The sequence below is a fragment of the Nonomuraea sp. NPDC052116 genome, assembly GCF_040680035.1.
In the GTDB taxonomy this organism is placed as follows: Bacteria; Actinomycetota; Actinomycetes; order Streptosporangiales; family Streptosporangiaceae; genus Nonomuraea; species Nonomuraea angiospora_A.
This window is the reverse complement of sequence record NZ_JBFAWA010000013.1, coordinates 204,291-230,115: the sequence shown is the minus strand read 5'-3', so window position 1 is coordinate 230,115 and position 25,825 is coordinate 204,291. Positions and strand designations below refer to the sequence as shown.

Genomic DNA, 25,825 nt, shown 5'->3' with positions numbered 1-25,825 from the left:
ACCCATGAAGGGGACACCGTGAAGTACATGATGCTGATCAACGCCGCCACCACCGACCAGGACGAGCAGTGCACCTTCGAGGACTGGATGGCCTATGACAAGGCCGTACACGAGGCGGGGATCTGGGTGTCCGGCGAGTCGCTGGCCGATCTGGTGACCGCCACGACCGTGCGCGTGGACCGGGACGGGGTGCGGACCGTGATCGACGGGCCATATGCCGAGACGCGGGAGGTTCTGGGCGGGTTCTATGTGATCGACGTACCGGACCTCGACGTGGCGCTCGACTGGGCCGCCCGTTGCCCGGGTGCGCGTGGCGGCGGGTCGGTGGTCGTGCGCCCGGTCGCCGACTTCAATGAATGAGGTCGAGGCGGTATTCCGGGAGGAGCGCGGCAGGCTGCTGGCCGCGCTCGTGCGCCGCTTCGGCGACCTCGACCTCGCCGAGGAGGTGACCTCGGACGCCATCGAGGCGGCGTTGAAGCACTGGCCGGTCGAGGGTGTGCCGCCGAAGCCGGGCGCGTGGCTGATGACGACGGCGCGGCGCAAGGCGGTCGACCGGCTCAGGCGTGACCAGGCCTTCGCCGCGCGGCTGGCCATCCTGCAGGTGGAGGCGGAGCGGGCGGCGCACGCCCCGTCGGCCGACGCGGACGGCGGCGAGCTGCCGGACGAGCGGCTGCAGCTGTTCTTCACCTGCGCCCACCCCGCGCTGCCCGCCGAGGACCGCGGGGCGCTGACGTTGCGCTGCCTGGCAGGGCTGACCACGCCGGAGGTGGCGCGGGCGTACCTGGTGCCGGTGCAGACGATGGCCAAGCGGATCGTCCGGGCGAAGAAGAAGATCCGCGAGGCCCGCATCCCGTTCCGCGTGCCCGGCGCGGACGAGCTGCCGGAGCGACTGCCCGGGGTGCTGCAGGTGATCTACTCGATCTTCACCGAGGGGTACGCCGCCAGCTCCGGCCCCGACCTGCAGCGCCTGGACCTGGCCGAGGAGGCGATCCGGCTGGCGCGCATCCTGCGCCGGCTGCTGCCCGCCGAGCGGGAGGTCGCCGGGCTGCTGGCGTTGACGCTGCTGGTCCACGCGCGCCGCGATGCCCGTACCGGCCCCGACGGTGAGCCGGTGCTGCTGGACGAGCAGGACCGCGGCCGCTGGGACCGGGACCTGATCGAGGAGGGCTCGGCGCTGGTGGTGACCGCGCTGAGCGGCGGCCCGCCCGGCGTGTACGGCGTGCAGGCCGCGATCGCCGCCCTCCACGACGAGGCGGCGGACCTGGCCACGACCGACTGGCCGCAGGTCGTGGCCCTGTACGACGTGCTGCTCGCACTCGACCCGTCCCCGGTGGTCGCGCTGAACCGGGCGGCGGCCGTGGCCGTGCGCGACGGGCCGGAGGCGGGCCTGGCTCTGCTGGACGAGCTGGCCGGAGAGCCGCGGCTGCGCGGCTACCACCCGTACCTCGTGGCGCGCGCCGACCTGCTGCACCGGCTCGGCCGCCGTCCCGAGGCCGCCGCGGCCTATCGCGCGGCGCTGGAAGCGGCCGGGAGCGAGCCGGAGCGCGTCCATCTCCGGCGTCGCCTGGCCGCCGTCGAGGAGTCCTGAGGAATTTCGCGGGCGGCTGTCCATCCGGCCGCATCCCGTTCGTGGTCATGCCGTGCGACGAAGCGATGACCACCGACCGCGAAAGGATCCACGATGAGCACCATTACCAAGCCCACGACCTCTCCTGCGACAGGGACCGCGCTGCTGCTGGGCTGCGGCGCGGTCGCCGGGATCCTGTTCCCCGTCGTGTCGTTCACGCAGGCCTTCACCCGGACCGGATTCGACCTGCGGCGGCACGCGCTGAGCGCTCTCACGCTCGGCGACCTGGGCTGGCTGCAGACCGCGAATTTCGCGCTCACGGGCCTGCTGGCGTGCGCCTTCGCGCTCGGCGTACTGCGGGCCGCCCGTCCCGGTGTGGCGGGAGCGGCCGCGCCGGTCATCGGGCCGATCCTGATCGGCGCGTACGGCGTGGCGATGGTCGGTGGCGGGGTCTTCGCGCCCGATCCCGCACTGGGCTGGCCGGCCGGCGCCCCCGCCGGGCTGCCGGAGCGCCTCAGCACCGGCAGTATCTTGCACACGGTCTTCGGGGCGACGGCGTTCCTGTCGCTGATCGTGGCCGGACTCGTCTTCGCGCGGCGGTTCGCGAGCCGTGGCTGGATGGCCTACAGCGTCGTCAGCAGCCTGGCCACGTTCGTCCTCACGGTGCCGCCGTGGGGCGAGGACAGCGCCAGCCTTCGCTTCGCCGCCGGCGCCGTACTCATCTCCGCCTGGCTCGCCGCCCTGTCCGTTCGGCTCGGAAAACGCTGATCGACGACATCCGGCGCGTGACAGGACGACACGACTCACCAGGACGGCGGCGGAACGGCTGAGTTTCGCTGCCCTCCTGGGCTGCCTAGCTGTGCGCTCGACTGGACGGTGCGGGACGTGGCCGCCCACCTGACGTCTCGGCCCGCCCCGGCAACGCCACCCGACGGCACAGCGTCAATGATGGCCTGCCACCCATCACATGATCGAGAAAAGGACAACCACATCGAACCCGCTGAGGAACGCAGCGGCCAAATCCGTCGCCGCGATTCCATTTCCATCGAATCGTTGGTGGCAGCCGACAGTCGGTGAAAGCGAAATGCAAGCGGTGAGTTCCCCTCGAGTCTCATACTGAGACCACGACACCCGCTCGGCATGGAGGGCCGTATGACCCAGCCTTCTCCGCCATCACCAAGAGATCATGTCGGGCGCGACCAGCACGCCTACCAGGCAAGCCACTATCCCCGTTACCACAGATCCGGCCATCGGTTCTGGCTGCGCGCCCTTCTCTTCATGATCGTGACACTGCTCAACGGTGTCGCAGTCTTCCTGGCAGGAAAAGCATATGAACCGGCGAATCGCCCACCCGCGGTTCAGGACGTCCACATCGGTGTCACCTACTCCAGTTATCTCAATTGCTATGACGCCTGCACCACATGGTCCGGCACGGAAACAATCACCTATCAACTGCCCTCGAAGGTTCCAGAACTGGCCGACATCGCCACCACCTTGCTCAGGCAGGGATGGTCAAGTGCGCCCACACCTGCACAGTTCGGCAATACCCGCGCTCGCTCCTACACGCGCACAGTGAATCTGCCTCAACCGAATACGCCCACGGGCTTCCCCGTAACGGTCACACACCGCATACCGATCCCACCCGTGGTGGAAGGCCGGGATGCTCTCACCACCATTGCTGCGCCCAAAGAGAGCCTGTACCTAGTAGAAGCCACGAATGCCCGACCTCCTCGCGCCGGCGTCGGCGAGCCGATACGAGTCTTCTTCCTACCCGCGGAGAAATCAAAAGTCGTTCTCCGTCATCCGCGTCTCACCGTTGAATCCACCACTCCGGCCTCTGAGCCCGTCGTCATATCCGGCGGTCGCGAGGAACGCACTATCGACGTCAGTGAACCCGACGCCTATGACGACCACGCCGTCACCGTCGACGTACGCGCGACCGCTCTACGCGAACCAACCATCGCGGCCGCGGTGTCTGCCCGCCATACCGCGTGGATCTGGCTTATCGTTCTGGCGCTACTCGGTTTGATCGCGGCCGCACTGAGAAGAAGAGTCGACCTGAGGCTCGACCGGCTACGCATGCCGACGTTCGCCTTTCGCAAGCGGGCACCCGCTGATCGAGCGACCGCCAGCAGCGCCGTCGCAACCCGGACGCGGCGTAGGCGCCGCAAGAAGCGGTGATGCCATTGCGACGCGACAACGAACGCACGAGCTACGGCGGGGACCTCGTGGACTGCGGAGGCAAGCGCCGGCGGCGAGACATGGCCGGCGATCGATGTGCTGCCCATCAGGACAACGGTCCACGCCATCTGGCCCTGGTAGCCCGTGCAGGATGGGGCCGTCTCCGGGTGAGAGCCGGCGCGGGTTCCGGTTCGGCCTCCAGCCGGCCCTGAAGGCATGCCGGCGCCTTCGGCGCTGCAGGCGTTGAACCAGATGGTTTCGATGTCCGGCTCTGCGGCCCACCGGGCGTCCAGCTTCCGCATAAGCGTGCTCTTGCCGCTGCCCCATCCGCCGACAATCCTGATGGTGAATGAGGTGGACTCCCTGGACGCGACGATCAGCCCGCCGATCTGGGCCGCCAGACCGTCGAATCCCAGCGGATCGGGGACGTCCTCGCAGGGCTGATCGTGCGGCAGGACGTAAAGCTCGTCCGGTGAGCCCTGTCCAGGATCAGGAACCATGACGCCGTTATGACGGGCTTCAAGGCGCCAGCTCAGGGCGGCTGACGAAGCCGGCGTAGAGCGGATCATGCCCCCTGATCGACGTGCTCACAGTTGCGGTCCCGCTGGGGCCAATCTGACCGATACCTGGACAGCAGGGGGTTGCAGCCTGGTCTGTCCCGTCTGGCGCATCCCCGTGCTCATTGCGCTCGCTGGCTCCGCCCCATCACATGATCAGGACTCGGGGTGGATCCCCGGCGGGCTGGCATGGGACCGGCGCGGTGCTGACCGTTTGGGGTTACTTCCTCTGGCGGCCAGCGGACGAGGACGTCTGCCCGTCGGTCGGGGGTCATGTCGCGGGCGGCGGTGACGGTTCTACTGGCCGATCGGGATGTGCCTCCCCCGTCGAACGACGGTACCGCCGACACCCCTTCACGGTCGTCGAAACGGCCGCCATGTGGGCTGTCCCCGATTCCTCCCGGATCGTGGTCTTCCAGGGCGGGTTACCCAGCGGGGACAACCCGGCCATGCTCCAGATAAACCATCGCTCCCCGCGCACGAGCGGTGGCGGCAGCCTTGATGCGACGAGCAAGGCGCTCGATCAGGAGGTCGTCCGCCTCATCAACGCGGTGGAACTCGTACGCGCTCAGCTCGTTGTCGGCGAACCTGATCTGCTTGATCACCTCGCTGTCGAGGGTGCCGCCGTCGAACACGAACAGGACCTTGTCCCCCTCCTGGGGATGAGGAGCCCAGTCGACCACGAGGAGACGGCCGATGGCCGGCTGAATGCTCAGCTCCTCGCGAACCTCACGAACGCACGCCTGATGCGGCGTCTCTCCCGGCTCAACATATCCGCCGGGGATGTCCATGTAGGACTTGTACGTTGGCCGGACAAGCAGCACGTGGCCGACCTCGTCAAAGAACAGCGCGCCTGCGGCGGCGCGCGCCTGGGCGAACGGCACGGTCCCCTGATCGCTCACGACCTCGACTTTACGCGACCGCGGCCGCTCTCAAACGATGTGCAGCCGCCGGGCAAGAGCAGCAAGTTGGAAGCTGGGCTTGCCCTTCTGACGTCTGATCCACGACATCGTGAGCTGGCGACTGAGGTAGTGATGACGCACCTGCTCGGGCGCGATCGTCTCAGCCTCCAGCAACGCCGCCATGGCGGCGTCGGTACGGTTCCACAGGCTCAGCGCGTGGGCGACGGCAAGCCCGTGGCGGGCTCGGCGCTCAATCGGCAGCCCTCTGGTGTCCAGCCGCGGCCCGAGCTCCACGGCAACCTGAATGTCTCCCAACTCGATCGCCGTCGCCACCTCGTGGATACGGACGTTCGTCGGCCCGAACGCGGTCCAAACGTGGTTGGCGTCCCTGCCAAGCCGCGTAGCAGAACCCCGGGCCTCTGCGAGGAAGGCCCGCGTCGTATTCCGATCGTCGTCCCGTGCCGCGGCCATGGAGCCGGCGAGATACAGGGTGCCGTACACCGACAGCAGTTCAGGCGTGGCGTGCGGAAGATCAGAAGACAGAAGCTCGGCGGCGTCCTCGGTGAGTTGCTTGGCCGCCTCGTAGCGGCCGTTGGACAGCAAGGCGTGCGTCACAGAGCGAAGCAACGAAGCTGTGACGAGCTGATCTCCGGACTCCCGGGCAAAGGTCAATCCTCGCTCAGCGGCGATCCACGCCAGATCAGCCTCGCCTACCTTGGTCAGAATGCTGGCGGCAGCGTGATAAACCTGCCCGAGCACGCCCAGCGATGCCAGGCGGGCGTCGCCCCCGCCGGCACGCACAGCGTGATGCGCTTCGCCCAGGAGTCCCGGAAGCGTCCGTATGACGTAGCTGTACCTGGCTCCCTGGTACGCCCGCCATACCTCACCAAGCATCCGCTCCAGCTCGGCCGGACACGGCGGTTCTACGGCCTGGATCAGCTCGGCCATCGGCGAAAGCTGCCGATAGTCGGTAATCGCCGCCCGCAATGCGGGGATGGTCTGATCACCGCTCTCATCAGTCCACTCGAACAGGTGCGGCTCAGCCAGTAGATCACCAAGAGAGACATCCAGCGCGTTGGCCAGGGACTTGATGACGGACAACCGATCCAGGGTGATGCGGTCGTTCTCGACCTTGCTCAACCAATCGGTGGTGCGCCCTACCAACCCGGCCAGTACGTCCTGAGCCATCCCTCGCCGTCGCCGGTACCAGGCCACGCGCTGGCCGATGGACAGCTTGCTGGTCATTCCCCGCATGTCCTCATCCTCATCGGGCGCTCACCGCATACCCCGGAATTTCTTTCCTGGGTCGCGGCTCAGCCGACGCATACCGTCACGCTACGTCACCGCCGATGGAAGGGGAGGGCCGCTCATGAAACCACCAAACCGCTATCTCTCACCGCAGAAACTGGCCGCCGACGAGCTGGCCGAAGCCCTCGGGGCCCTGGGCATCCCCACAGACGTGCACGACGGCTACGGCCTGACCTTGGTATCCGTCTGGATCGGGCTGGTCGTCTGGTGCGACGGTGAATTGTTCTGGTGGCGCTCAGGCTGGGACGAGCGCCGCAAGCGCGTCATCTACGCCCGCCACCCAGCCGAGGTCGTCGAACTGCTTCACAGCCCCATCAGCACACGAAACGCCGACATTTGGCTTATCGGCGAACACGGAAGGGTGGTCGCCACACTCCGCAACGGCACCCTCGCCCTTCTCGAACTGGATGGCAGCCCGAACGACCTGCTCGGCAGGGTTCGAAGGTGGTCCTTCCATTGGGATGATCTGCTTGTTCATCCTGGCGAGTCCAAGGCGGATGAGAACACCATCTGCTTGCGCCTGGGGCTCTCAGGCTACGACCGAGAGGCCGTCCAACATGCCGTCCCATCGGACGCGAAGCGAGCCCTGTGCGGACAGAATGCATACCCCCTTCCGATCTGCGGTTGGTCATTGCCATTTCGAGTAACGAGCTCACGCGCCTGCGCCAGTTGCGCTCAATTGGCGCAGTAGATTTGCTCGCCAAGCTTTGAATCCCTCGATCTCGTGCCTACAGGATCGGGCCATCTCCGGGCGAGGGCTGTCCTGGGTTCCGTTTCGGCCTCCGAAGTGCCCGAAGGGCATGCCGGTCCGGGGTGGGTGTCAGTCGGCCCACCGCCTCGTCGGTCAACGGGTGGGCCCGCGATGGCGCCGAAGGCGCGGGGGTTGCGCCGTCAGGCGCCACAATAAGGACGCCTGAGCCCTTTGGCGCGAAGCGCCGCCGTGGCGAAGACCTTTGGCGCGGGGCGGGCTCCAGCAGGCCGACCATCCGGATGGGCAACGGGAGGGTGGCATCGGCCCACCTACCCCTGGGGAATATTCGGTTGCGGTCGCTTGCTGTGGGTCGCACCATGTTCCTCATGTTCCTGCACGCTCTCCTTGTGACGCCCGCGGTGCCGGGCGTGCTTGAGCGTGCCTGCGACGGCCTGGAGCGTTGACCTCTTCCCGTGAGTCCTGAGGTGACCCGGCGGGGGGAGGTTGTCGGCCCCGAGTACGGGTCACACGGAAACCAGGTCTCAAGGAAGGAACCATGGCCAAGCAGGCCTACGTACGGAACAAGCCGCATCTCAACATCGGCACGATGGGGCACGTCGACCACGGCAAGACCACGCTGACCGCCGCCATCACGAAGGTGCTGGCGCAGCGCGGGCAGGCCACGTACACGCCGTTCGAGCGGATCGACCGCACGCCCGAGGAGGCGCGGCGCGGGATCACGATCAACATCTCGCACGTCGAGTACGAGACCGCCACCCGCCACTACGCGCACGTGGACATGCCCGGGCACGCCGACTACGTGAAGAACATGATCACGGGGGCGGCGCAGCTGGACGGCGCGATCCTCGTCGTGTCCGCGCACGACGGGATCATGCCGCAGACCAGGGAGCACGTGCTGCTCGCCAAGCGGGTCGGCGTCGAGCACCTGGTCGTGGCCGTCAACAAGGCCGACGGCGCCGACCCGGAGCTGACCGACCTGGTCGAGCTGGAGCTGCAGGAGCTGCTGGCCGAGCACGGCTACGACGGCGTCCCGATGGTGCGGGTGTCCGGGCTGCGGGCGCTGGAGGGCGACCCGGTCTGGATCGCGTCGATCGAGGCGCTGCTCCAGGCGGTGGACGAGCACATCCCCGTGCCGGTGCGGTACGTGGACGCGCCGTTCCTCATGCCGGTCGAGAACGTGCTCACGGTCACCGGCCGGGGCACGGTCGTCACCGGGGCCATCGAGCGCGGCACCGTCCGGGTCGGTGACTCGGTGGAGGCGGTCGGGTTCGGTGAGGCGTTCGGCGCCGTCGTCACGGGCGTGGAGACGTTCGGCAAGACGATGGAGCGGGGCGAGGCCGGTGACAACGCGGCCGTGCTGCTGCGCGGGGTCCGCCGCGAGCAGGTACGGCGCGGCATGGTGCTGGCGGCGCCCGGCAGCCAGCGCGCCCACCGGTCCTTCACCGCCCGCGTGTACCTCCTGACCGCGGATGAGGGCGGGCGGCGCAAGCCGATCGCGTCCGGCTACCGGCCGCAGTTCTACCTGCGGACGACGGACGTGCCCGGGGAGCTGACACTCAGCGGCGCCGTCGCCGCCCGGCCGGGTGACACGGTGGACGTGGCGGTCGAGCTGGGCAAGGCGGTCGCGCTGGAGCCCGGTCTCGGCTTCGCCATCCGCGAGGGCGGGCTGACGGTCGGCGCGGGCACGATCCTCACCGTGCCCGACGCCTGACCGGCCCCGGAAGGGAGCGCCCGGCCCCGGAAGGAGAAGGGCCGGGCGCGTCCGATCAGGGGCGGACGCCCGTCGCGAAGCGGACCGTGCGGGGAAGCACGTAGCGGTCCTGGGGGAGCGCCGCCTCCAGGGCCGCCCGGGCCTCCTCGCGCAGGTGCTCCGGGATCGCCTCCAGCGGGGCCCTGCGGGCGGCCGACCAGAGCCAGTCCCACACCTGCCCCGCCTCGACGACCACCTCGAACACCACGTCCTCGTGCCGGACCCCGCCCAGCCCGCCCGCCTCGAACAGCCCGGTCAGCTCTTCGGCCGAGCCCAGCGTGTGGCTGAACGGGGCGCCGCCCGCCCCCGACGTGTACGGCTCCAGCGCCCGCCCGACCAGGCCGAGCAGCTCGACCTCGACCGGGCTCGACCGCACCAGCAGGCTGGCCGCCAACCGGCCCTCGGACCGCAGCAGCCCGGTCATGGAGCGTACGGCGGCCAGCGGGTCGGGCAGGAAGTAGAGCATCATCCCGGCCAGCACGACGTCGAACCGCTCGCCGGGCAGCAGTTCCTCGGCCCGCTCCGCGTCGCCCAGCAGGACGGTCGCGTGGCTCAGGCCGTACCGCTCGATCTCGGCCGTGGCGGCGGCGACCATGCCGGGCGCGAGGTCCAGCCCGACCACCCGCCCCGTGGGGCCGACGGCCTGGGCCGCGGGCACGAGCGAGGCGCCCGTCCCGCAGCCGGCGTCCAGGACGCGGTCGCCCGGCCCGGGCGCGGCCTGGCGTACCAACTCGGCGGCCACGGGCGCGAAGAACGGCACCCCCACCTGCTCGTACGTCCCGGACGCGCGGTCGAACACACCGGCCAGGTATTCCTTGGCATCCATCACATTCCTCCCGTTGAACGTCAGTGAACGGTCAGCACGAAGGCTGCGCGGCCCCGAGGGAGGGGCCGCGCATGATCAGATCCGTCGGTCAGCTGGGCTCGAAGCGGAGCCTGAACGTCGCCCGCCCGGCCCTGAGGTCGTAGACGGGAAGGGCGCCGGGCCCGCAGGTGGCGGTGCCGATGCCCTGCTGGGCCAGGTCGAGGCCCAGATGCACGCGCTCTCCCGGCACCAGGTCCGGCCGGTGCCGCGCCCGGTCCAGGTCGAAGGCGCTCCACGGCCGCGCGGTCAGCCCGAACGCCGGGAACCCGCGCACCGTGAAGGCGCCGAAGTCGGCCCAGCGCACGTCCGCCCGGTGGCCGTTCTCCTGCGGGAACACGTACGGCGTCTGGAACTCGTCAAGGGTCGCCCGCCAGCGGCCGACCCTGGCGGCCATCCCGGTGTCCGGGTACGCCTCGCCCGGCCCCCTGCCGAACCAGGTGACGTGCTCGACCGCACCCGCGGGCAGCGACATGTCCAGCCCGAGGCGCGGGATGGGGTCGGCCCAGTCGCCCTCCGGCTCGACGTCCACCCTCAGCTCCAGGCCGCCGTCCGAGGCCGTCCAGGTGTAGGTGGCGCGCATGCCGGCGTCGGTCGCGGCCGGCGCCACCCGGGTACGCACGGTCAGCGCGTCGCCGATCTCGACCTCGTCCACGCGGTGGGTGAGGCGGTGCAGGCCGAGCCCGCGCCACTTGCCGGCCAGCCCGCCGTAGGTGTCGTTGTCGGTCGGCGCCCGCCACAGGCCGAGCCGCGGCCCCTCCACCTCGACGCCGAACAGCCTGATCAGGCGCCCGGTCTCCAGGTCGAAGGCCGAGTCCCCCGCGGAACCCACGGAGATCTCGCCGCCGTCACGGACCAGCCCGGCGCTCCACGTCGCGGGCGCGCCCTCGACAGCCTCGCCGATGAGCGGCGACAGGAGCGCCTGGCCCCAGGCCACCTCGTGGCCCGCTCCGGCCCACGGCTGGTCGGCCGCCAGCACCGCGCGTACGGTGAGCCACACCTCGGAGCCCGAGTCCAGGCCGGGCGCGGCGGGCAGCTTGACCTCGCCGCCCTCGGCGGGAACGGTCAGCCGGTGCTCGGCGACCGTCTCCCCGTCCGCCTCCACCGTGGCCAGGAACTCCAGGTGCGACAGGTCCGCGAAGCCGTGACCGTTGACGACGCGCACCACGCCGTCCCCGAACTCGAAGCGGACCGGCTCGAACACCTTCTTCAGGTCGATCAGCCCGGGCGACGGCGTGCGGTCGGGGAAGACGAGGCCGTCGATGACGAAGTTCGAGTCGTGTACGGGCTCGCCGTAGTCGCCGCCGTACGCGTACTCGTACTCCGGATGCGCCAGCCCGTGGTCGATCCACTCCCAGATGAACCCGCCGGCCAGCCGCGGATACTTCTCGAACAGCTCCTGGTACTCGGCCAGCCCGCCGGGCCCGTTGCCCATGGCGTGGGCGTACTCGCACTGCATGAACGGCATGCCCCGGCGCCGCGCGTCCAGCTCGGGGTCGTCCAGCGGCGCCTCCTCATGCCGCCCGATGAGCTCGACCTCGGCGTGCGAGGCGTACATGCGGGAGTAGACGTCGGTGTGCGCGCAGGACCGGTCGCCCTCGTAGTGGATCGGGCGGGACGGGTCGCGCTCGCGGGTCCAGTCGGACATGACGGCCAGGTTCCGGCCGACGCCCGCCTCGTTGCCGAGCGACCACATGATGATGCTGGGGTGGTTCTTGTCGCGTTCGACCATGCGGCGCATGCGGTCGAGCAGCGCGTCGGCGTAGCGGGGGTCGTCGGTGGGGTTGCCGCGCCAGCCGATCATGCCGAAGCCGTGGGTCTCGAGGTCGCACTCGTCGATGACCCACAGGCCCAGCTCGTCGCACAGGTCGAGGAAGTCGGGGTGGGGCGGGTAGTGGCTGGTCCGGACGGCGTTGACGTTGTGCCGCTTCATCAGCAGCACGTCCTCGCGCATCGTCTCGTACGTCAGGGTCCGGCCGCTCTCCGGATGGAACTCGTGCCGGTTCACGCCCTTGAACAGCAGCGGGCGGCCGTTGGCCAGGAGCACGCCGTCCACGATGGAGATCGTGCGGAAGCCGACGCGCAGCCGTACCGTCTCCTCGGGGAGGGTGAGGACGGCGTCGTACAGGCGGGGCGCCTCGGCCGTCCACGGCTCCACCTCCAGCGTCACCTCCGCCCCGGGCGCGAGGTCGGCGACGCCGAGCTCGGGGACGCTCAGCGTGCCCGAGCCCTCGAAGCTCAGCGTGCCGCGCCCGTCCGCGTAGGAGGCGCGCACGAAGACGTCGGCGCTGGAGCGGGTGAGGGTGACGTCCCGGAAGATGCCCGGCAGCCACCACATGTCCTGGTCCTCGAGGTAGCTGGCGGCCGACCACTGGTGTACGCGGACGGCCAGCACGTTGCGCCCCGGCCGCAGGTACGGCCCCGCGTCGAACTCGGCGGGCAGCCTGCTGCCGGTCCAGAAGCCCAGCTCGTGGCCGTTGAGCCAGACCCTGGCGAAGGAGTCGGCGCCCTCGAACCGCAGCCGGCCGCCCGTCCACCCCTCCGGCAGGTCGAACACGCGGCGGTAGTCGCCCGTCGGGTTCTCGTCCGGGACCCGGGGCGGGTCGACGGGGATCGGGAAGTCGACGTTGGTGTACGCGGGTGCGCCGTGCCCGTGCAGGTTCCAGTGGGACGGGACCGGGAGCTCGTCCCAGCCGGCGTCGTCGAAGGCCGGCTGGGCGAAGTCGTCAGGGACGTTCGCGGTGGGTGAGAGGCGGAAGCGCCACGTGCCGTTGAGGTCGAGGGCGGGCGCGTCAGAGCGGAGTGCTGCCCGGGGTTCGAGCAGTCCCGAACCGGGGGAGAAAGTTTCGAGATCCATCGCGGTCGAGCCTAGAGGTTAGAGATGGTTTCGTCATCGATGAGTTTTCTGTCCACACATGGGCGGAACATCGTTCTCCTTCACCCTCCGAGGTCATAGACGCGGTGGGCGTTCTCCGCGCCCACCATCCAGGCCACCCGCATCGCCTGCTCCACCGACCACTCCCCCTCGGCCACGAACCCGCCGACCACCCGCGCCATCGCCCGCCGCCACAGCAGCGCCCCGAGATAGTGCAGCTCGGCCGGGCCGAAGCCGTCGGAGGAGAAGAGCAGCTTCGCGAACGGCGCCACCTCCAGGCTCTCGGCCACCAGCGCCACGCTGCGCGCGCCGGTGTAGCTCACGCCCAGCCCCACGTCGAAGAACACGTTCGGGTACGCGTGCGCCAGCAGCCCCGCGTGCCGCTGGTACGGGTAGCAGTGCAGCAACAGCAGCGGCACCCCGGTCGGCTCGGCCAGCTCGATGAGCCCGCGCAGCAGCAGCGGGTCCGACCGGCGCAGGTCCACGTCCGGATCCCCGAACCCGATGTGGAACTGCAGCGGCAGGCCCCGCTCCAGCCCCGTCCAGATGAGGTGGCGCAGCAGCACGGGATCGGACAGCCGCCCGCCCCCGGCGGACAACCAGCGCCCGGCCGCCTCCGTGACCTCCTCGCGCGAGGGTGGCGCGGGGTCGAAGTCGAGCCCGCAGCGGTAGGCGGCGATGCTCTTGAGCCCGCGTGCCGTACGCGTGCGCTCCCACAGTGCCTCGGCGAACCGGTCGGCGAACGCGCCCGCCCCGCACCCGCCGGCGGCCACCTGCTCGGCCACGGCCTCCAGCCGCACCACCTCGTCGGCGGGCACGCCGGTGACCTCCGCCATGCCGGAGGGCCCGAGCAGCTCCTCGCCCCGGTAGCCGGTCTCGACCAGGAAGTGCCCGATGCCGCTCGCGCCCAGCAGCAGCCGGTTGGTCTCGTCGGCGCCGAGCCGGGCGCGCCTGGCCAGGTATTCCTCCGGCGCGCAGTACGGGTCCAGCCCGAGCACCGGCGCGCAGTGCCGCAGGATGGCGTGGCCGACCTGGGAGTCGAACGGGGTCATCCACGACGGCACCGGCCGGTCGGACTCGGTGATCAGCTCCTCGAACGCCCGGCGCGACAGGTCGTGGGACGTGACGCCGTGCACGTGGTGGTCCACCAGCGCCATCTCCTCGATGGCCCGCACGAAGCCGGCGGGCATGAGGTCGAGCTCACTGGACATCGGCGGTGTCTCCCCAGGTCTCCCTGCCCGGTCAGGATAGGGAGCTACCCGCGTCAGGAGGGGTTCACGCGCCGCGGTGAAAAGTTGTGGCCATGGGTGACAAGACAGACGAAAACTGTTTTAATCCCGCCTAGGTCCCAGTATGACCGTTTTCCTCGAGCGGGAAAGGCGGGTCCGTGCGAGCACCAGGTGGCGAAGTAGTCATCACCGGCGGTCTCGGATTCATCGGCTCACATCTGGTGGACGCCTACCTCGCGGCGGGCCACCGCGTACGGATCATCGACTCGAACGCCGGAGCGGTCGTGGACGGCGAGGACTACGACACCGACCCGCGCTGCACGGTCGTCAGGCAGCGCGTGGAGGACCACCTGGCCTCCGGCGGCGACTTCGCGGGCGTGGACCGCGTCATCCACGCGGCCTCCTACGTGGGCCCGGCCAGCATCCTGTCACGGTCGGGGCGGCTCGGGCACGACATCATCGGCAGCACCGCGCCGGTCATCGAGGCGTGCGCCGCCGCCGGGGTGCCGCTGTGCATGTTCAGCTCGGCCGAGGTGTACGGGCGCAGCGGCGTGCTCGACGAGAAGGACGACATCGTCGTGCCGACGCAGTACAACACGCGCATCGAGTACGCCGTCGCCAAGACGCTGGCCGAGGCCATGGTCTGCAACAGCCGGCGGCACGGGTTACGCGGCATCGTCATCCGGCCCTTCAACGTGGCGGGCGCGCGGCAGTCGCGCGCGGGCGGGTTCGTGATGCCCACGTTCGTGCAGCAGGCCCTGGCCGGGCGGCCGATCACGGTGTTCGCGGGCGGGGAGCAGGTCAGGGCGTTCATCGCGGCCAGTGACCTGACGGCGTTCCTCATCGGCTTCATGGACGCGGCGCTGGACGGCGACGACGTCATCATCAACGTCGGCAACCCGGCCAACGCCGTCACCGTCATGGAGCTCGCCGAACGCGTCAAGGCCCTGCTCGGCAGCCCCTCCCCCATCGTCGGCGTGGACGGCCGGACCGTGCACGGGCCGCACTACGCCGAGGCGGAGTCCTTCCACAAGATCCCGGCGCTCAGGACGGCCACCGACCTGGGCTGGCGGCCCCGCGTCACCCTCGACGAGCTCATCATGGCCACCGCCGACTACTACCGCGCCCGCGAGGACCGAAGGGCAGTGAATGCGCCGCTTTGACCGCGTCCTGGTGATCTCCCCCCACGCCGACGACGAGGTCCTGGGTTGTGCCGGCCTGATGGCCGCGCAGGCCGAGCTCGGTGCCGAGGTGCACGTCCTGTATCTGGCGGTGGACGGCATGCGCCACTACGGGCTGGCCGGCGCCACGACCTACCGGCAGCGGCTGGACGAGATCGAGGCCGTGCGGGGCCTGCTCGGCTTCACCTTCGAGATCGCGTACGGGGACCGCGGGCTGACCGAGCGGCTCGACACGCTGCCGCGCCGGGAGCTGGTGGACCTGTTCGAGCACGCCCTGAACGAGCGGCGGCCCGACCTGCTGCTCGTGCCCAGCTTCGCCGACTACGACCAGGACCACTGCGCGGTCTTCGACGCCGGGTTCGCCGCCGCCCGGCCGATCGCGCAGCAGTTCGGCAAGTGGCTGGTGCCGAACGTCTTCATGTACGAGATGTCGAAGATCCAGTGGGCGTCCGAGCCGATGCCCCGCTCGACGGCTTACTGCGATATATCCGCTTATATGGACGCGAAGCTTGCGGCATTGCGGGCGTACGAGAGCCAGCACCGGCCCTCACCGCACATCAGGAGCGAGGATTCGGTGACGGCGCTGGCCACGTTACGCGGAGCGGAGATCGGCGTCACCCGCGCGGAGGCGTTCGGTGTGCTGAGGGAGGTCCTGTGAAGACGTTCGCGTTCGCCACCGGGATGGAGTTCGCCGCGCCGGCGGTGGACGTGCTGGTGGCGCAGGGCACCCCGCCGTCGCTGCTGATCGGCTACCCGCCCGCGCTGCAGCACCGCTCCGGGTTCGCGCCGCTGCGGGAGGCGTCCGAAAAGCACGGCATCCCGCTGCTGGAGACGGCCGACATCAACGACGGGCAGGCGTACGAGCTGGTCAAGGACATGGACCTGTTCGTGATCGCGGGATGGTCGCAGCTGGTGCGCGAGCCCCTGCTGTCGGTGTGTCCCCTGGGGTCCATCGGGCTGCATCCCACGCGACTGCCCGAGGGGCGGGGGCGGGCCGCGCTGCCGTGGACGATCATCAAGCGGCTGGAGACGAGCGCGGTCAGCCTGTTCTTCCTGGACGAGGGGGCCGACACCGGGGACCTGATCGCGCAGCGGGAGTTCACGGTGAGCCGGCGCGACGACGTCGGCGCCGTCTACCGCAAGGTCACCGAGATCAACGTGGACCTGCTGGCGACGTACATCCCGCTGCTGCTGGAGGGCCGCGTGGTGGCGCGCCCGCAGGGGCCCGGCGGGTCGTGGTGGGAGAAGCGGCGGCCCGAGGACGGGCTGATCGACTGGTCCCGGCCCGCCTCCGACCTCTACGACTGGGTACGCGCGCTGGCCCCGCCCTATCCGGGGGCGTTCACGTCCGTCTCCGGGCGGCGGCTGTACGTCCACAGCGCAGATCTCATTGGGGCAGACCTCATCGAGCTCAGCGGCACGGAACCGGCCGGGACCGTGCTCGCGCCCGTGTGGTCGACCGGGACCGGCGGCGTGCTGGTGGCCTGCGGGTCGGGGCTGCTGGTGCTACGCGACGTGCGGTGGGAGGGCGCGGACCGGCGCGACGCCCTTGACCTCGTCGAGTCGGGCGAGCTCACGGTAGGCGCATGCCTGGGGACGTGAATCGGGGCGTGCGGCTGAGCGGGGCCGTGATGGCGCATCCCCAGCGCAGGGAGGCGGCCGCGCGGCTGGCCGGGGGCGTGCTCGACGTCGTCACCGACCCCGATCCGGGGGGCCGGCCCTCGGCGTTCCGCACCTCGCTGCTGGCCTGGTCGAGCATCCCCGGCGACTCCACCCACCACTTCCTCCTGCACGACGACATGGTGCTCTCCAGCACGTTCTTCCAACGGGCCGAGCGCGCCGCCCGCGCCATGCCGCACGCCGCGCTCGCCCTGTTCGCGTTCTGGAACTCGCGCAACGGCGCCGCCGTACGCCAGGGGGCGCTGGCCGGGGCGCGTTGGGTGGCGGGGGCGGGCGAGTACACGCCGGTGGCCGCCCTGCTGCTGCCCAAGGAGGTCGCCGAGGGGTACGTGGAGTGGGCCGCGGGCCGGGGCGACACGTGGCCCGACGATGTGCTCATGGGGCGGTACCTGCGGCAGGCCGGGGTGCCGGTGTTCGTGGCGGTGCCCAGCCTGGCCGAGCACGAGGACCTGGCGAGCCTGGTGGACAACGACTTCCAGGGGGTGCGCCGCTCGCCGTGCTTCTTCACCGACGACCCGCTGGCGGGGCTGGGCGAGGACGCCGTGCTGGACGATCTGCCGGTGATCCCGTTCTTCAAGCGGGGTGTCGCGCAGTGCGCCGTACGGGTGCCGGGGTCGGGGCGGTGGCGGGATCTGCGGTGCGAGGACTATCTGGCGGGCCTGGGGATCGACGCGGGCGCGCTGGTGGCGCGGGCGGGCGCGGGGGCGCATGGGGCGCTGTGGCTGACGGCGTACACGATGGGGGTCGTGCATCGTGGGCGCGAGCCGGGAGACGCCCAGGTCGTGGGCGGGGGCCGAGGGCTGGGGGACGCTCGGGTCGTGGACGAGGCGCTGGCCACGATGGGGGCGGGCGGGTTGTGCCACGAGCTCTCGGGGCGGGAGCTGGGGCGGCTGTCGGCGGAACTGCACGAGGTGGCGCGGTCGGGCCTGGAGGCAGGCCTTGGGGCGGGCCCGGCGGATCGCTCGCCACGCTCCGTGACCTCGCCGCCCCCGATCCCCTCGATCGCGGCCCTGGGGCCGTCTGCGACGGTGGCCGTGAGCGGTGCCGAGACGTTCGTCCGGGAGCACCTGGCGCACGCGCTCACCGACCGGGGCCTCCGTCTCGCCGCCGCCGGGGACTCCGGCGTGCCGGTGGTGCACGTGTGCGCCCTCGGCTGGTCCCCGGACGCCGACCCGGAGGAGGAGTTGCGGCTCGCGCGGGCGGCCTTCGCGGGCGGGCGGAGCGGGGTGCTGCTCAGCTCGGTCCACGTCTATCCGCAGCGGAAGTGGGTGGACGAGGAGACGCCCGTGTCTCCCGCCGCCACGCCGGTGTCGCGGGCCCTGCTGCAGGTGGAGGCGGCCGCGCCGGGAGCGGTGGTGCTGCGGCTGGGTGAGCCGTACGGCCCCGGGATGCCTCAGCTCGGGCCGGTGGCGGACCTGGTGCTGAGGTCGTCGCTCAACCGTCCCGCGCCTGTCTCCGGGCGTCCGGTGCAGCTGGTGCACGTACAGGACGTCGCCGGGGCGGTGCTGGCCGCGCTGGAACGGGGGGTTGCGGGGCGCGTGTACAACGTCGCCAACCGGAAGCGGCTGCGCATGAGTGAGCTGGCCGAGGCGGTGTCACAGGCGGTGCGTCCGATGGACGTCGAGACGTCCGACGAGCCTCCCGGGCCGCTGGTGAACGTCGAGCGGGCGGGGGTCGAGCTGGGGTGGCGGGAGAGTGTGACGCCGGACTACGGGCTGCACACGTTCGCGCAGTGGCTGGCCTACGAGAGCGACCGCTCTTAGGCGGGGATCGCTCCGCCGGGCAAGTGGTCCGCTGGAGCAAGCCGACCTTGTCATTCAGCCTCTGACCCTTGTGTTCGTCTGAGTCCCTTGATCAGTCGGGTCACGTGGGCCGCCGCGTCGGCGGGGTCGAGTGGTTCGTGTTCCACGAGCAGCCGGTACCAGAACGGTCCGAAGATCAGGTCCGTCGCGTGGCCGACGTCCAGGCCGGGGTCGAGTTCGCCGCGTTCGACGCCTCGTTCCAGGAGGTGGGCTACGATCGCGCGGCGGCTGTTCACCCAGGCGCGGAACGGTTCGCGGAAGTCCTCGTCGAGCTGGGCTTCGGCCATCAGCCCGCGCAGCGTGCGGACGCGCAGTGGATGCTTCACCACCCGATAGAGCTCGGTGACGAAGACGGTGAGATCGCTCTGCACCGATCCGGTGTCGGGCTCGGGCATCCGCCGGTCGACGGTCTGGGTATAGGCCTCCATCACCAGCTCAGGCCGGGAGCGCCACCACCGGTAGATGGTGCTCTTGGCGACCCCGGAGCGCGCGGCGATCTTCTCGATGGTCAGGGTCTGGTAGCCGTGCTCCTCCAGCAGTTCGGCGGCGGCGGTCAGGACCGCCTGGTGGGCCTCGGGGCTGCGGGTGCGCCCGCCCCTGCGCTCGGTTGACATGTAGATCACCGTAGCCTACCTTTCAATCGAAACGAAACGTAGCGATTCGATTGGAACCTCATGAGCCGTGTCGTCATCTCGCACGAATACGCCAGCTCCCCCGACCAGGCGTGGTACGGCCACCTGGCCGCCGAGCTGAGCCCTCACGACGTGCGGGTCCCGCAGATGCCCGACCCTCAGGCGCCACAGCCCGGACCCTGGCTCAAGGCCGTGACCGCCGAGGTGGACGACCCCCGCGACACCGTCCTGGTCGGGCACAGCTTGGGCGGCGTCAACCTGCTCCGCCTGCTACAGCAGCACGACGTCGGCCGCGAGGGCCCCTACGCCGGCGTCGTGCTGGTCGCCTCCATGGCCCACGAGGTCGGCTACGACCAACTCGCCCCGTTCTTCCAGGATGGCTTCGACTGGGACCGCATCCGTCGCGCCGCCGGGCAGTTCCGGGTGCTGGCCGCCATCGACGACCCGGTGCTCACCCCCGACCCCCTCGAGCATGTGCGGCTGTTCGCCGAACACCTGGGCGCCAAGGCCCTGGTCACCCCCGACGGCGTCCACTTCAGCCGCTACCAGGATCGGCGCGAGCTGCACGAGGCCGTCACCCTGGTCACCGACCTGCTGCCATGATCGTCCTGGTCACCCGACGCGTGCGGGCGGGCAGAGAGCAGGAGTTCGAGGCCTTCCTCGAACGCGTCCGCTCCTTGGCCGCCGCGCACGGCAGCCAGGGCATGACGGTCATCCCCCCATCCGAGGGAGGCGGCGAGTACGCGATCGTCTACCGCTTCGCCGATGCCGAGCGGCTGGCCGCCTGGAGATCCTCACCCGACCGCGCGGTCCTGATCGCCGAGTCGGCCGACCTGGTCGACTCGCCGCCCCTCGAACGCGACCTGACCGGCCTCGACGGCTGGTTCGCACCCACCGACGGCCAGGTCGTACGCCCGCCCGCCCGCTGGAAGACCTGGCTCATCACCCTCACGGCCCTCTACATCCTGCTGCTCGCCATCACCACCATCGCCGAACCGCTCCTGTCCCCGCTCCCACCACCGCTGCGGTTCGCGCTGCTCCTGCCCGTCCTCACCGCACTCATGACCTGGATCGTCATGCCAAGACTCAGCCGTCTCCTGGCCTCGTGGCTGTACGACTGAGCTTGGCGGACTCCTCCTCGCTCCGGCCGGCCCCGGAGACGATGTCGAGGGTGGCGGCCACGTTGGCCGGCACGGCCGGGTGCCGGTAGCGAACACTGGTGACCAGGGCGCCCTGGCGGATGCGCCGCGCCGTCCGGGCGAGGGCGGCGAAGGTGATTCAGCCTTCGAGGCGGGGCGTGGCCGGCCCGGCGCTCGGGACGGGGTAGAAGTGGTCTGAGGTCCAGGCCGAACATCGCATCCACGTGATGGGCCGATCCGCAGGGCGGCCGCTCGTTGGCAGGCTTGGCGACGGTGGTCGGCGCTTGCTCTACGGCAGTGATCGCCAGCGGAGGGCGCCGTCGGGTGCCGCGCCGATGAGCCGTCCTGCGGTGGCGGCTACGACGGTGTGCCCTTCGGCGGGGCCAAGGTCGTGCCAACCGGCCTCGTGTCGCTCGGCCGTCCGTACGAGGATCCGGTCGGCCGAGACGGCGAACAGCCGGCCGTTCATCGCGGTCAGGCTCACCGCACCGGCGGCCGGGCCGACGCTCCTCCAGTCGTGGACGCCGAGCCGCCTGATGGGCAAGTGCCACAGCTCGTCCCCGGAGGTGACGGCGAACAGCCCTTCGTCCACGACCGCCAGGGCGATGGTGCCCTCTGGCGCCCGGCTGACGTCCCGCCACGGCTTCGGAGCCGGCACGGGGTCGCGGTAACGGATGGTGCCGTCGGGGGCGACGCCGTACAGCCCGGCGGGCGGGCCGCCGTGCGCTTCCCGGGGGGCGGCGAGCGCGATCGCGTCGGTCTCGTCGATCGTCTGCCATGGGAGGTTCTGGCCGCATACGTCCCTGACGGCGAGGCTCCCGTCCCAGCATGCGGCGTAGAGACGGTTCTCGCAGCACACGAGCGCCCGCACGAAGGCACCGCTCGCCTCGACGTCCCCCGACGCGGAGGCCGGACGTGGCATAGGAGCCGGAGGTCCTGAAGCCGACCTGGTCGCCGGGTGTGGCGTGGAAGCCGGTGATGCCGAAGGCGGCGCGGGAGCCCGGCCTGGGGTGAGGGCCGGAGGTGGGGAAGCGGGTGCGGGGGTGGGGCCGATGGGGTCCCAGGTGGGAGTCGTGGGTGGGTGGGAGAGGCGGTTGAGGATGTTGCGGGTGATGGTGGCCAGGGCCGGGTCGTCGAGGGTGTTGCCCCAGTTGATGGTGCCGGCGTTGAAGACGGTGCCCGCCCCGAGGCGGTGGAGGCCCATCGTGGCGGCCCCGCCCTTGCCGTAGCGGCGCCAGTGGGACAGGTCGGCCGTGGCGAGGACGACGAAGGACGGGGGTGTGCCGTCGCGGCCGGTCGCCCGGGGGACGCCGGCCACCCATTCCAGGTCGGCCGCGTCCGTCTCGTAGCCGATCGCGCCTCTCCCGAACGTGTCGCCGTCCGCGAGCCCCGTTCCCTCGAAGACCCAGTGGCCGGCGAATCTGGCGGTGTAGGACTCCTCGGACATGACGCGCGAGTCCACCCAGCAGCCGGCGCCGTTCCTGAAGGTGAGGCCGGTGAGGGTGTTCTCGGGCCGGTTGACGGGGTCGCTCGGCCATTCGACCGTGACCCTGCCGGGGTCGGTGGCGGCCATGGGGTCGGCGGTGGCGTCGCGGTAGCAGACCATGGTACGGAGGTCGTCCTCGAAGCGGACCTGCCACCAGCAGGTGTTGCCGGAGAATATGGCGATATTTCCGCCACGGCGGGCAAATGCCTCCGCCGCGTCCCGCATCTCCCACGACCAGTACTCGTCATGGCCGTTGATGACCAGGAGCCGGTAGCGGGAGAGGAGGTCGAGGCCGCCGTGCAGGTCCAGGCCCGAGCAGTAGTCGACGGTGTAGCCCGCCGGGCCGAGCCAGCGGAGCAGGCCGAGCTCCCACTCCTCGATCTGCGGCCCCGCGCCCGGCCGGTCGAAGGTGACCTTGACGGCGCGGTCGGGCTGCTCCGACTGGTAGAGGCCCTCGCCGGGGACGCCGGGCCGGTTGTACGCCTCCCAGGTGGGGAACGGGATCGACACGAGGATGGGCGAAGCGGGCACGGAGCTACGTACGACGAAATATGCGCTGGTGTCGTGATAAATGGCTCGATAGAGGGAGCTGGGCCAGTCGTCGCCTACCTTCAGGGTCCAGGAGCGGCCGCCGGAGGAGACGTCCTCCATGACGACCCGGCCCGACGGCACGTCCTCCACCACGATCGGGCCGCCGCCGTCGTCGAGGAGCCGGAAGCGGAGCTCCTCCCCCTGCGCGCACGACGTCGCCTCCGCGTACAGGCTCATGTACGGGCCGCCTCCACGATCAGGGCTTCCAGGTCCAGCAGGTACTGTTCGATGCCCGGTGGGGGCAGCAGGGCGGTGTCGGCGTAGCAGGAGACCTCCATGCGGCCCGGCTCGCCGCCGACGTGCAGGCGGAAGTCGCAGATGTTGCGGTCCATCGCGTCCGTCCTGGCCACCTCGGTCTTGCCCTCCAGAACGGCGACCTGGCCGTCCTCCTGGACGAGCCGCTGGTCGTTGAAGCAGCCGAACGACCGGATCCCCGGCCCCACCCGGCTGACCGCCTCCTCCATCGCGTACGGGTCGTACTGCGCCTGCCGGTACGCCCGCAGCGCCGTCCCCCACGCCTGGCGCACCAGCGCGTCGAAGGACTCCGTACGCAGGTCCAGCACCACCAGCGCCTCCTGCGAGACCGTGGACACCACGTCGCGCCGCCCGGCCGCGAAGCGGTTGTTCACGATCACCCGCATCCCACAGAACCGCTGCCCGGTCAGCCCTCCGGCCACCCGCATCGCGCCCGCGAGCAGCACCGTCGAGGAGCTGACCCGGTTGCGCGCGGCGACCTCCTGCGCGGCGGCGGCCAGCGCGGGCGAGCGCATGGTGGTCTCCACGAACCGCGGCTCCCCCGGTACGTGCGAAGACGGCGGCACGGGGTCCATCCGGGCGTACTCCTCCAGCCAGAACCCGATCGCCTCCCCCGACACCCGCCTCCCCTCGGGCGAGTGCTCCCAGGCGGCGAGCTCCCGGGGTGGGGCGCTGCGCAGGGGTGGCAGGGAGTCCCGGATCAGGAGCAGGCGGAAGTCCTTGACCACGAGTTCGGCCGCGTGGCCGTCGGCGGCGAGATGGCAGAGGACCAGGACGATGTGCCGGACATATCCCCCGGCCACCACGAACGCCACCCGCAGCGGCCACTCCTCCCAGTAAGCGAACGGCTCGGCCGCCAGCCGCTCGGCCAGAACCGAGCTCACTTCCCCGGCGGGAACCGGGCTCACTTCCTCGGCCCGAACCGACCGGACCGTCCCAGAGCCAAGCTCCCCCGAACCGACCGCCATCGACTCCACCGGCCCCGGCTCGGTCGGCCCCGACTCGACCACCTCGTACGGCGGGCACGCGGACGGCCAGACCCGCTGGAGCGGCGCGTCGCGCGGCCCCGTGAGCCGGGTGCGGAGCGACTCGTGCCGGGCGACCAGCCGTTCGAGGGCCAGCGCGGCGCGCTCCACGCTCACCGGACGCTTGGGCGCGGCGAAGACCCGGGCGATGTTGAGGTAGCGCTCCTGCGGCGCGGCGGCGACGACCGCCCGCCAGATGTCCTGCTGCCCCCAGGTCAGCGGCCCGTCCCTGGCCGGCACCTCACCGGGGTCAGCCATGGAGCCGGACGTAGTCCACCAGCGCGTCCAGGCTGTCGATGGCCGTGGGGTCGAGCTCCACCCCGAACTCGGCCTCCACCGCGTCGATCAGTCGTAAGTAGGCCAGAGAAGTGACGCCGAGATCGCTCAGCCGGGTCTGCCCGGACAGCACCTCGGCCGGATCGACCGCCCCGTCGGCGGCCTTGGCGATCATGTCGGCGAGCCGTTCGCGAAGCTCCCCATCCATCAGCACCTGGTGAACCCTCCCTCGTCGGGGAATCCGGGGCGAGTGTGTCACGCGGTGCCAGACGTCGGCAAGCGCCTATAGGTAAGGGCTTGACGCGTGTGTGCATTTTTTCTAGCGTCAAGCGGCACGACGAAAAAAATTCTGGGGGTGGTTCCGTCGGCCCTTCCAGTGCCCGATCTCCTGACGTCCCGAGCCGCCACCGATCCCGACCACACCGCGCTGATCGTCGCCGGCCAGGGCAGCCTGACCCTGGCGGAGTGGGACGAGCGCTCCACCGCCGCCGCCCGCGCGCTCCCAGGACCGCTCAAGGGCGATCGGGTCGCGCTGGTCTTCGGCGCCCGCGAGTGGCTGGACTACGCGGTGAGCTGGATGGCCGTGCTGAAGGCGGGCGGCGTGGCGGTGCCGCTCTCGGACCGGCTCGCCCCGCCGGAGCTGGCGTACATGATCGAGGACTGCGGGGCGACGACGGTCGTCCACGGCGGCGGGGGCCCGGCGCTCCCACCGGGGCCGGCCCTCATCCCGTTGGCAACGCTCCTGTCGGGACCCGCCGTCCGCGAGAAGACGGAGGCCCCGGATCCGCTCTCGCTCGCCCAGATCCTCTACACCTCCGGCACGACGGGCAGGCCCAAGGGTGTCGCCGCCACCCACGCGAACCTGACCTCCCCTCCCGTCCACCCCAAGCGCCGCCCGTTCGCCCATTCCCGGCATCTGGTGCACGCCTTCCCCATCGGCACGAACGCCGGCCAGGTGATGCTGCTCCACTCCCTCACCGCCGCCCCTGCGGTGGTGACGCTCCCGCTCTTCACCCCGGCCCGCTTCGCCGCCCTGATCGAGGAGTACGCGGCCGGCACCGTCTTCGTCGTCCCCGCGATGGCCGCCGAGCTCCTCAACGCCCGCGTGCAGGACCGCCACGACCTGTCCAGCGTGCTGCTGCTCGGCTCGGCCGCCGCCGCGCTGCCCCCGTCGATCGCCGCCGGCCTGACCGCCGTGTTCCCGAACGCGACCGTCGCCAACTACTACACCTCCACCGAGGCCGCCCCGGCTCAGACCATCATGATCTACGACGCGGACCGGCCCGGCTCGCTCGGCCGCGCGGCGGGCGGCTCCCGGCTCAGGATCGCGAACGCGGACGGCACCCCCGTGGCGCCCGGCGAGACGGGCGAGGTGTGGCTACGCGCCGCCGCCCATCCCCGCGCCTACTACGGCCCCGGCAAAGACAGCGCGTTCCAGGACGGCTGGGTGCGCATGGGCGATCTCGGCCGCCTCGACGACGAGGGCTACCTGTACCTCGTCGACCGGGAGAGCGACGTGATCAAGTCGGGCGCGTTCAAGGTCTCGACGATCCAGGTCGAGTCGGCGCTGCACGAGCACCCGGCCGTGGCGGACGCGTCGGTGTTCGGGGTGCCGCACCCGGTGATGGGCACGGCGGTGGCCGCCGCGGTGGTGGCCACCGGGCCGCTGGCGCTCAGCGACGTGCGGGCCTTCCTGAGCACCCGGCTGGCCGGGCACGAGCTGCCCACGGTGCTGCTCACCCTGGACGCCCTGCCCAGGAACGCCGCGGGCAAGGTCATCAAGCGGGAACTGCGCCGTATGGCAGAGGAGTGACG

General features: G+C 70.8%; 22 protein-coding genes and 1 pseudogene. 13 read left to right on the top strand and 10 right to left on the bottom strand.

What is annotated here, in order from left to right:
- Positions 1 to 27: 27 nt before the first annotated feature.
- From AB0L65_RS25960 to AB0L65_RS25945, 4 genes are all read left to right on the top strand, one after another.
- Positions 28 to 360 carry a YciI family protein gene (locus AB0L65_RS25960; RefSeq protein ID WP_364249821.1) on the top strand — a complete coding sequence of 111 codons (333 nt, stop codon included), beginning with the start codon at positions 28 to 30 and terminating at the stop codon, positions 358 to 360.
- Entirely contained in the window at positions 353 to 1,588 is a 1,236-nt protein-coding gene (locus AB0L65_RS25955) for a DUF6596 domain-containing protein (RefSeq protein WP_364249700.1), read from the top strand. Before AB0L65_RS25960 ends, AB0L65_RS25955 begins: the two co-directional genes overlap by 8 nt.
- 93 nt (positions 1,589 to 1,681) lie before the next feature.
- On the top strand, positions 1,682 to 2,335 hold the full coding sequence (locus AB0L65_RS25950) for a DUF998 domain-containing protein (protein WP_364249697.1): 654 nt from the start codon (positions 1,682 to 1,684) through the stop codon (positions 2,333 to 2,335).
- A 384-nt stretch (positions 2,336 to 2,719) separates the two neighbouring features.
- Positions 2,720 to 3,748, top strand: a complete 1,029-nt coding sequence (locus AB0L65_RS25945) for a hypothetical protein (protein WP_364249826.1) — start codon at positions 2,720 to 2,722, stop codon at positions 3,746 to 3,748.
- 242 nt (positions 3,749 to 3,990) lie between these two features.
- On the opposite strand, the pseudogene AB0L65_RS25940 reads toward AB0L65_RS25945, so the two are convergent.
- The 3 genes and pseudogenes from AB0L65_RS25940 to AB0L65_RS25930 all read right to left on the bottom strand — a co-directional run.
- A pseudogene (locus AB0L65_RS25940) lies at positions 3,991 to 4,248 on the bottom strand (P-loop NTPase fold protein); the annotation flags it as partial.
- Between the two features lie 482 nt (positions 4,249 to 4,730).
- Positions 4,731 to 5,207, bottom strand: coding sequence for an NUDIX hydrolase (locus AB0L65_RS25935; RefSeq protein ID WP_364249694.1), 477 nt, complete (start codon positions 5,205 to 5,207; stop codon positions 4,731 to 4,733).
- A gap of 30 nt (positions 5,208 to 5,237) precedes the next feature.
- Positions 5,238 to 6,452 carry a helix-turn-helix transcriptional regulator gene (locus AB0L65_RS25930; RefSeq protein ID WP_364249691.1) on the bottom strand — a complete coding sequence of 405 codons (1,215 nt, stop codon included), beginning with the start codon at positions 6,450 to 6,452 and terminating at the stop codon, positions 5,238 to 5,240.
- A 124-nt stretch (positions 6,453 to 6,576) separates the two neighbouring features.
- Between AB0L65_RS25930 and AB0L65_RS25925 the strand changes: the two genes are divergently transcribed.
- On the top strand, positions 6,577 to 7,206 hold the full coding sequence (locus AB0L65_RS25925) for a hypothetical protein (protein WP_364249688.1): 630 nt from the start codon (positions 6,577 to 6,579) through the stop codon (positions 7,204 to 7,206).
- A 556-nt stretch (positions 7,207 to 7,762) separates the two neighbouring features.
- Positions 7,763 to 8,938 carry an elongation factor Tu gene (tuf, locus tag AB0L65_RS25920; protein ID WP_364249685.1) on the top strand — a complete coding sequence of 392 codons (1,176 nt, stop codon included), beginning with the start codon at positions 7,763 to 7,765 and terminating at the stop codon, positions 8,936 to 8,938.
- A 55-nt stretch (positions 8,939 to 8,993) separates the two neighbouring features.
- Here tuf and AB0L65_RS25915 read toward each other — a convergent pair whose 3' ends face one another.
- The 3 genes from AB0L65_RS25915 to AB0L65_RS25905 all read right to left on the bottom strand — a co-directional run bounded on the left by AB0L65_RS25915 (position 8,994) and on the right by AB0L65_RS25905 (position 13,925).
- Positions 8,994 to 9,803, bottom strand: coding sequence for a methyltransferase domain-containing protein (locus AB0L65_RS25915; RefSeq protein ID WP_364249682.1), 810 nt, complete (start codon positions 9,801 to 9,803; stop codon positions 8,994 to 8,996).
- 88 nt (positions 9,804 to 9,891) lie between these two features.
- On the bottom strand, positions 9,892 to 12,696 hold the full coding sequence (locus AB0L65_RS25910; RefSeq protein ID WP_364249679.1) for a glycoside hydrolase family 2 TIM barrel-domain containing protein: 2,805 nt from the start codon (positions 12,694 to 12,696) through the stop codon (positions 9,892 to 9,894).
- Between the two features lie 80 nt (positions 12,697 to 12,776).
- On the bottom strand, positions 12,777 to 13,925 hold the full coding sequence (locus AB0L65_RS25905; protein ID WP_364249676.1) for an amidohydrolase family protein: 1,149 nt from the start codon (positions 13,923 to 13,925) through the stop codon (positions 12,777 to 12,779).
- A gap of 176 nt (positions 13,926 to 14,101) precedes the next feature.
- Here AB0L65_RS25905 and AB0L65_RS25900 point away from each other — a divergent pair, with 176 nt between their 5' ends.
- The 4 genes from AB0L65_RS25900 to AB0L65_RS25885 are packed head-to-tail and all read left to right on the top strand — an operon-like array spanning position 14,102 to position 18,567.
- Positions 14,102 to 15,106, top strand: coding sequence for an NAD(P)-dependent oxidoreductase (locus AB0L65_RS25900; RefSeq protein ID WP_364249673.1), 1,005 nt, complete (start codon positions 14,102 to 14,104; stop codon positions 15,104 to 15,106).
- Entirely contained in the window at positions 15,093 to 15,782 is a 690-nt protein-coding gene (locus AB0L65_RS25895) for a PIG-L family deacetylase (RefSeq protein ID WP_364249670.1), read from the top strand. The genes AB0L65_RS25900 and AB0L65_RS25895 overlap by 14 nt, the downstream gene beginning before the upstream one ends.
- Positions 15,779 to 16,726 carry a methionyl-tRNA formyltransferase gene (locus AB0L65_RS25890; protein ID WP_364249667.1) on the top strand — a complete coding sequence of 316 codons (948 nt, stop codon included), beginning with the start codon at positions 15,779 to 15,781 and terminating at the stop codon, positions 16,724 to 16,726. Before AB0L65_RS25895 ends, AB0L65_RS25890 begins: the two co-directional genes overlap by 4 nt.
- Positions 16,711 to 18,567 carry an NAD-dependent epimerase/dehydratase family protein gene (locus AB0L65_RS25885; protein WP_364249664.1) on the top strand — a complete coding sequence of 619 codons (1,857 nt, stop codon included), beginning with the start codon at positions 16,711 to 16,713 and terminating at the stop codon, positions 18,565 to 18,567. Before AB0L65_RS25890 ends, AB0L65_RS25885 begins: the two co-directional genes overlap by 16 nt.
- Positions 18,568 to 18,617: 50 nt before the next feature.
- On the opposite strand, the gene AB0L65_RS25880 is transcribed toward AB0L65_RS25885, so the two are convergent.
- Complete coding sequence (locus AB0L65_RS25880) at positions 18,618 to 19,220, bottom strand: TetR/AcrR family transcriptional regulator (RefSeq protein WP_364249661.1); 603 nt, start codon at positions 19,218 to 19,220, stop codon at positions 18,618 to 18,620.
- Between the two features lie 60 nt (positions 19,221 to 19,280).
- On the opposite strand from AB0L65_RS25880, the gene AB0L65_RS25875 reads away from it, so the two are divergent.
- Both AB0L65_RS25875 and AB0L65_RS25870 read left to right on the top strand, forming a co-directional pair.
- The gene (locus AB0L65_RS25875) at positions 19,281 to 19,841 is read left to right on the top strand and encodes an alpha/beta fold hydrolase (RefSeq protein ID WP_364249658.1); all 561 of its coding nucleotides are present in this window, start codon (positions 19,281 to 19,283) and stop codon (positions 19,839 to 19,841) included.
- Entirely contained in the window at positions 19,838 to 20,359 is a 522-nt protein-coding gene (locus AB0L65_RS25870; protein ID WP_364249655.1) for an antibiotic biosynthesis monooxygenase, read from the top strand. Before AB0L65_RS25875 ends, AB0L65_RS25870 begins: the two co-directional genes overlap by 4 nt.
- A gap of 307 nt (positions 20,360 to 20,666) precedes the next feature.
- Here the strand turns inward: AB0L65_RS25870 and AB0L65_RS25865 are convergent, their stop codons facing one another.
- The 3 genes from AB0L65_RS25865 to AB0L65_RS25855 are packed head-to-tail and all read right to left on the bottom strand — an operon-like array spanning position 20,667 to position 24,218.
- Entirely contained in the window at positions 20,667 to 22,631 is a 1,965-nt protein-coding gene (locus AB0L65_RS25865) for a N,N-dimethylformamidase beta subunit family domain-containing protein (protein ID WP_364249652.1), read from the bottom strand.
- Complete coding sequence (locus tag AB0L65_RS25860) at positions 22,628 to 23,992, bottom strand: hypothetical protein (RefSeq protein WP_364249649.1); 1,365 nt, start codon at positions 23,990 to 23,992, stop codon at positions 22,628 to 22,630. Before AB0L65_RS25860 ends, AB0L65_RS25865 begins: the two co-directional genes overlap by 4 nt.
- Positions 23,985 to 24,218 (bottom strand): acyl carrier protein, encoded by a 234-nt coding sequence (locus tag AB0L65_RS25855; RefSeq protein WP_355196023.1) that lies wholly within the window; start codon positions 24,216 to 24,218, stop codon positions 23,985 to 23,987. Before AB0L65_RS25855 ends, AB0L65_RS25860 begins: the two co-directional genes overlap by 8 nt.
- Before the next feature lie 168 nt (positions 24,219 to 24,386).
- On the opposite strand from AB0L65_RS25855, the gene AB0L65_RS25850 reads away from it, so the two are divergent.
- On the top strand, positions 24,387 to 25,823 hold the full coding sequence (locus AB0L65_RS25850; RefSeq protein ID WP_364249646.1) for an AMP-binding protein: 1,437 nt from the start codon (positions 24,387 to 24,389) through the stop codon (positions 25,821 to 25,823).
- Positions 25,824 to 25,825 lie beyond the last annotated feature (2 nt).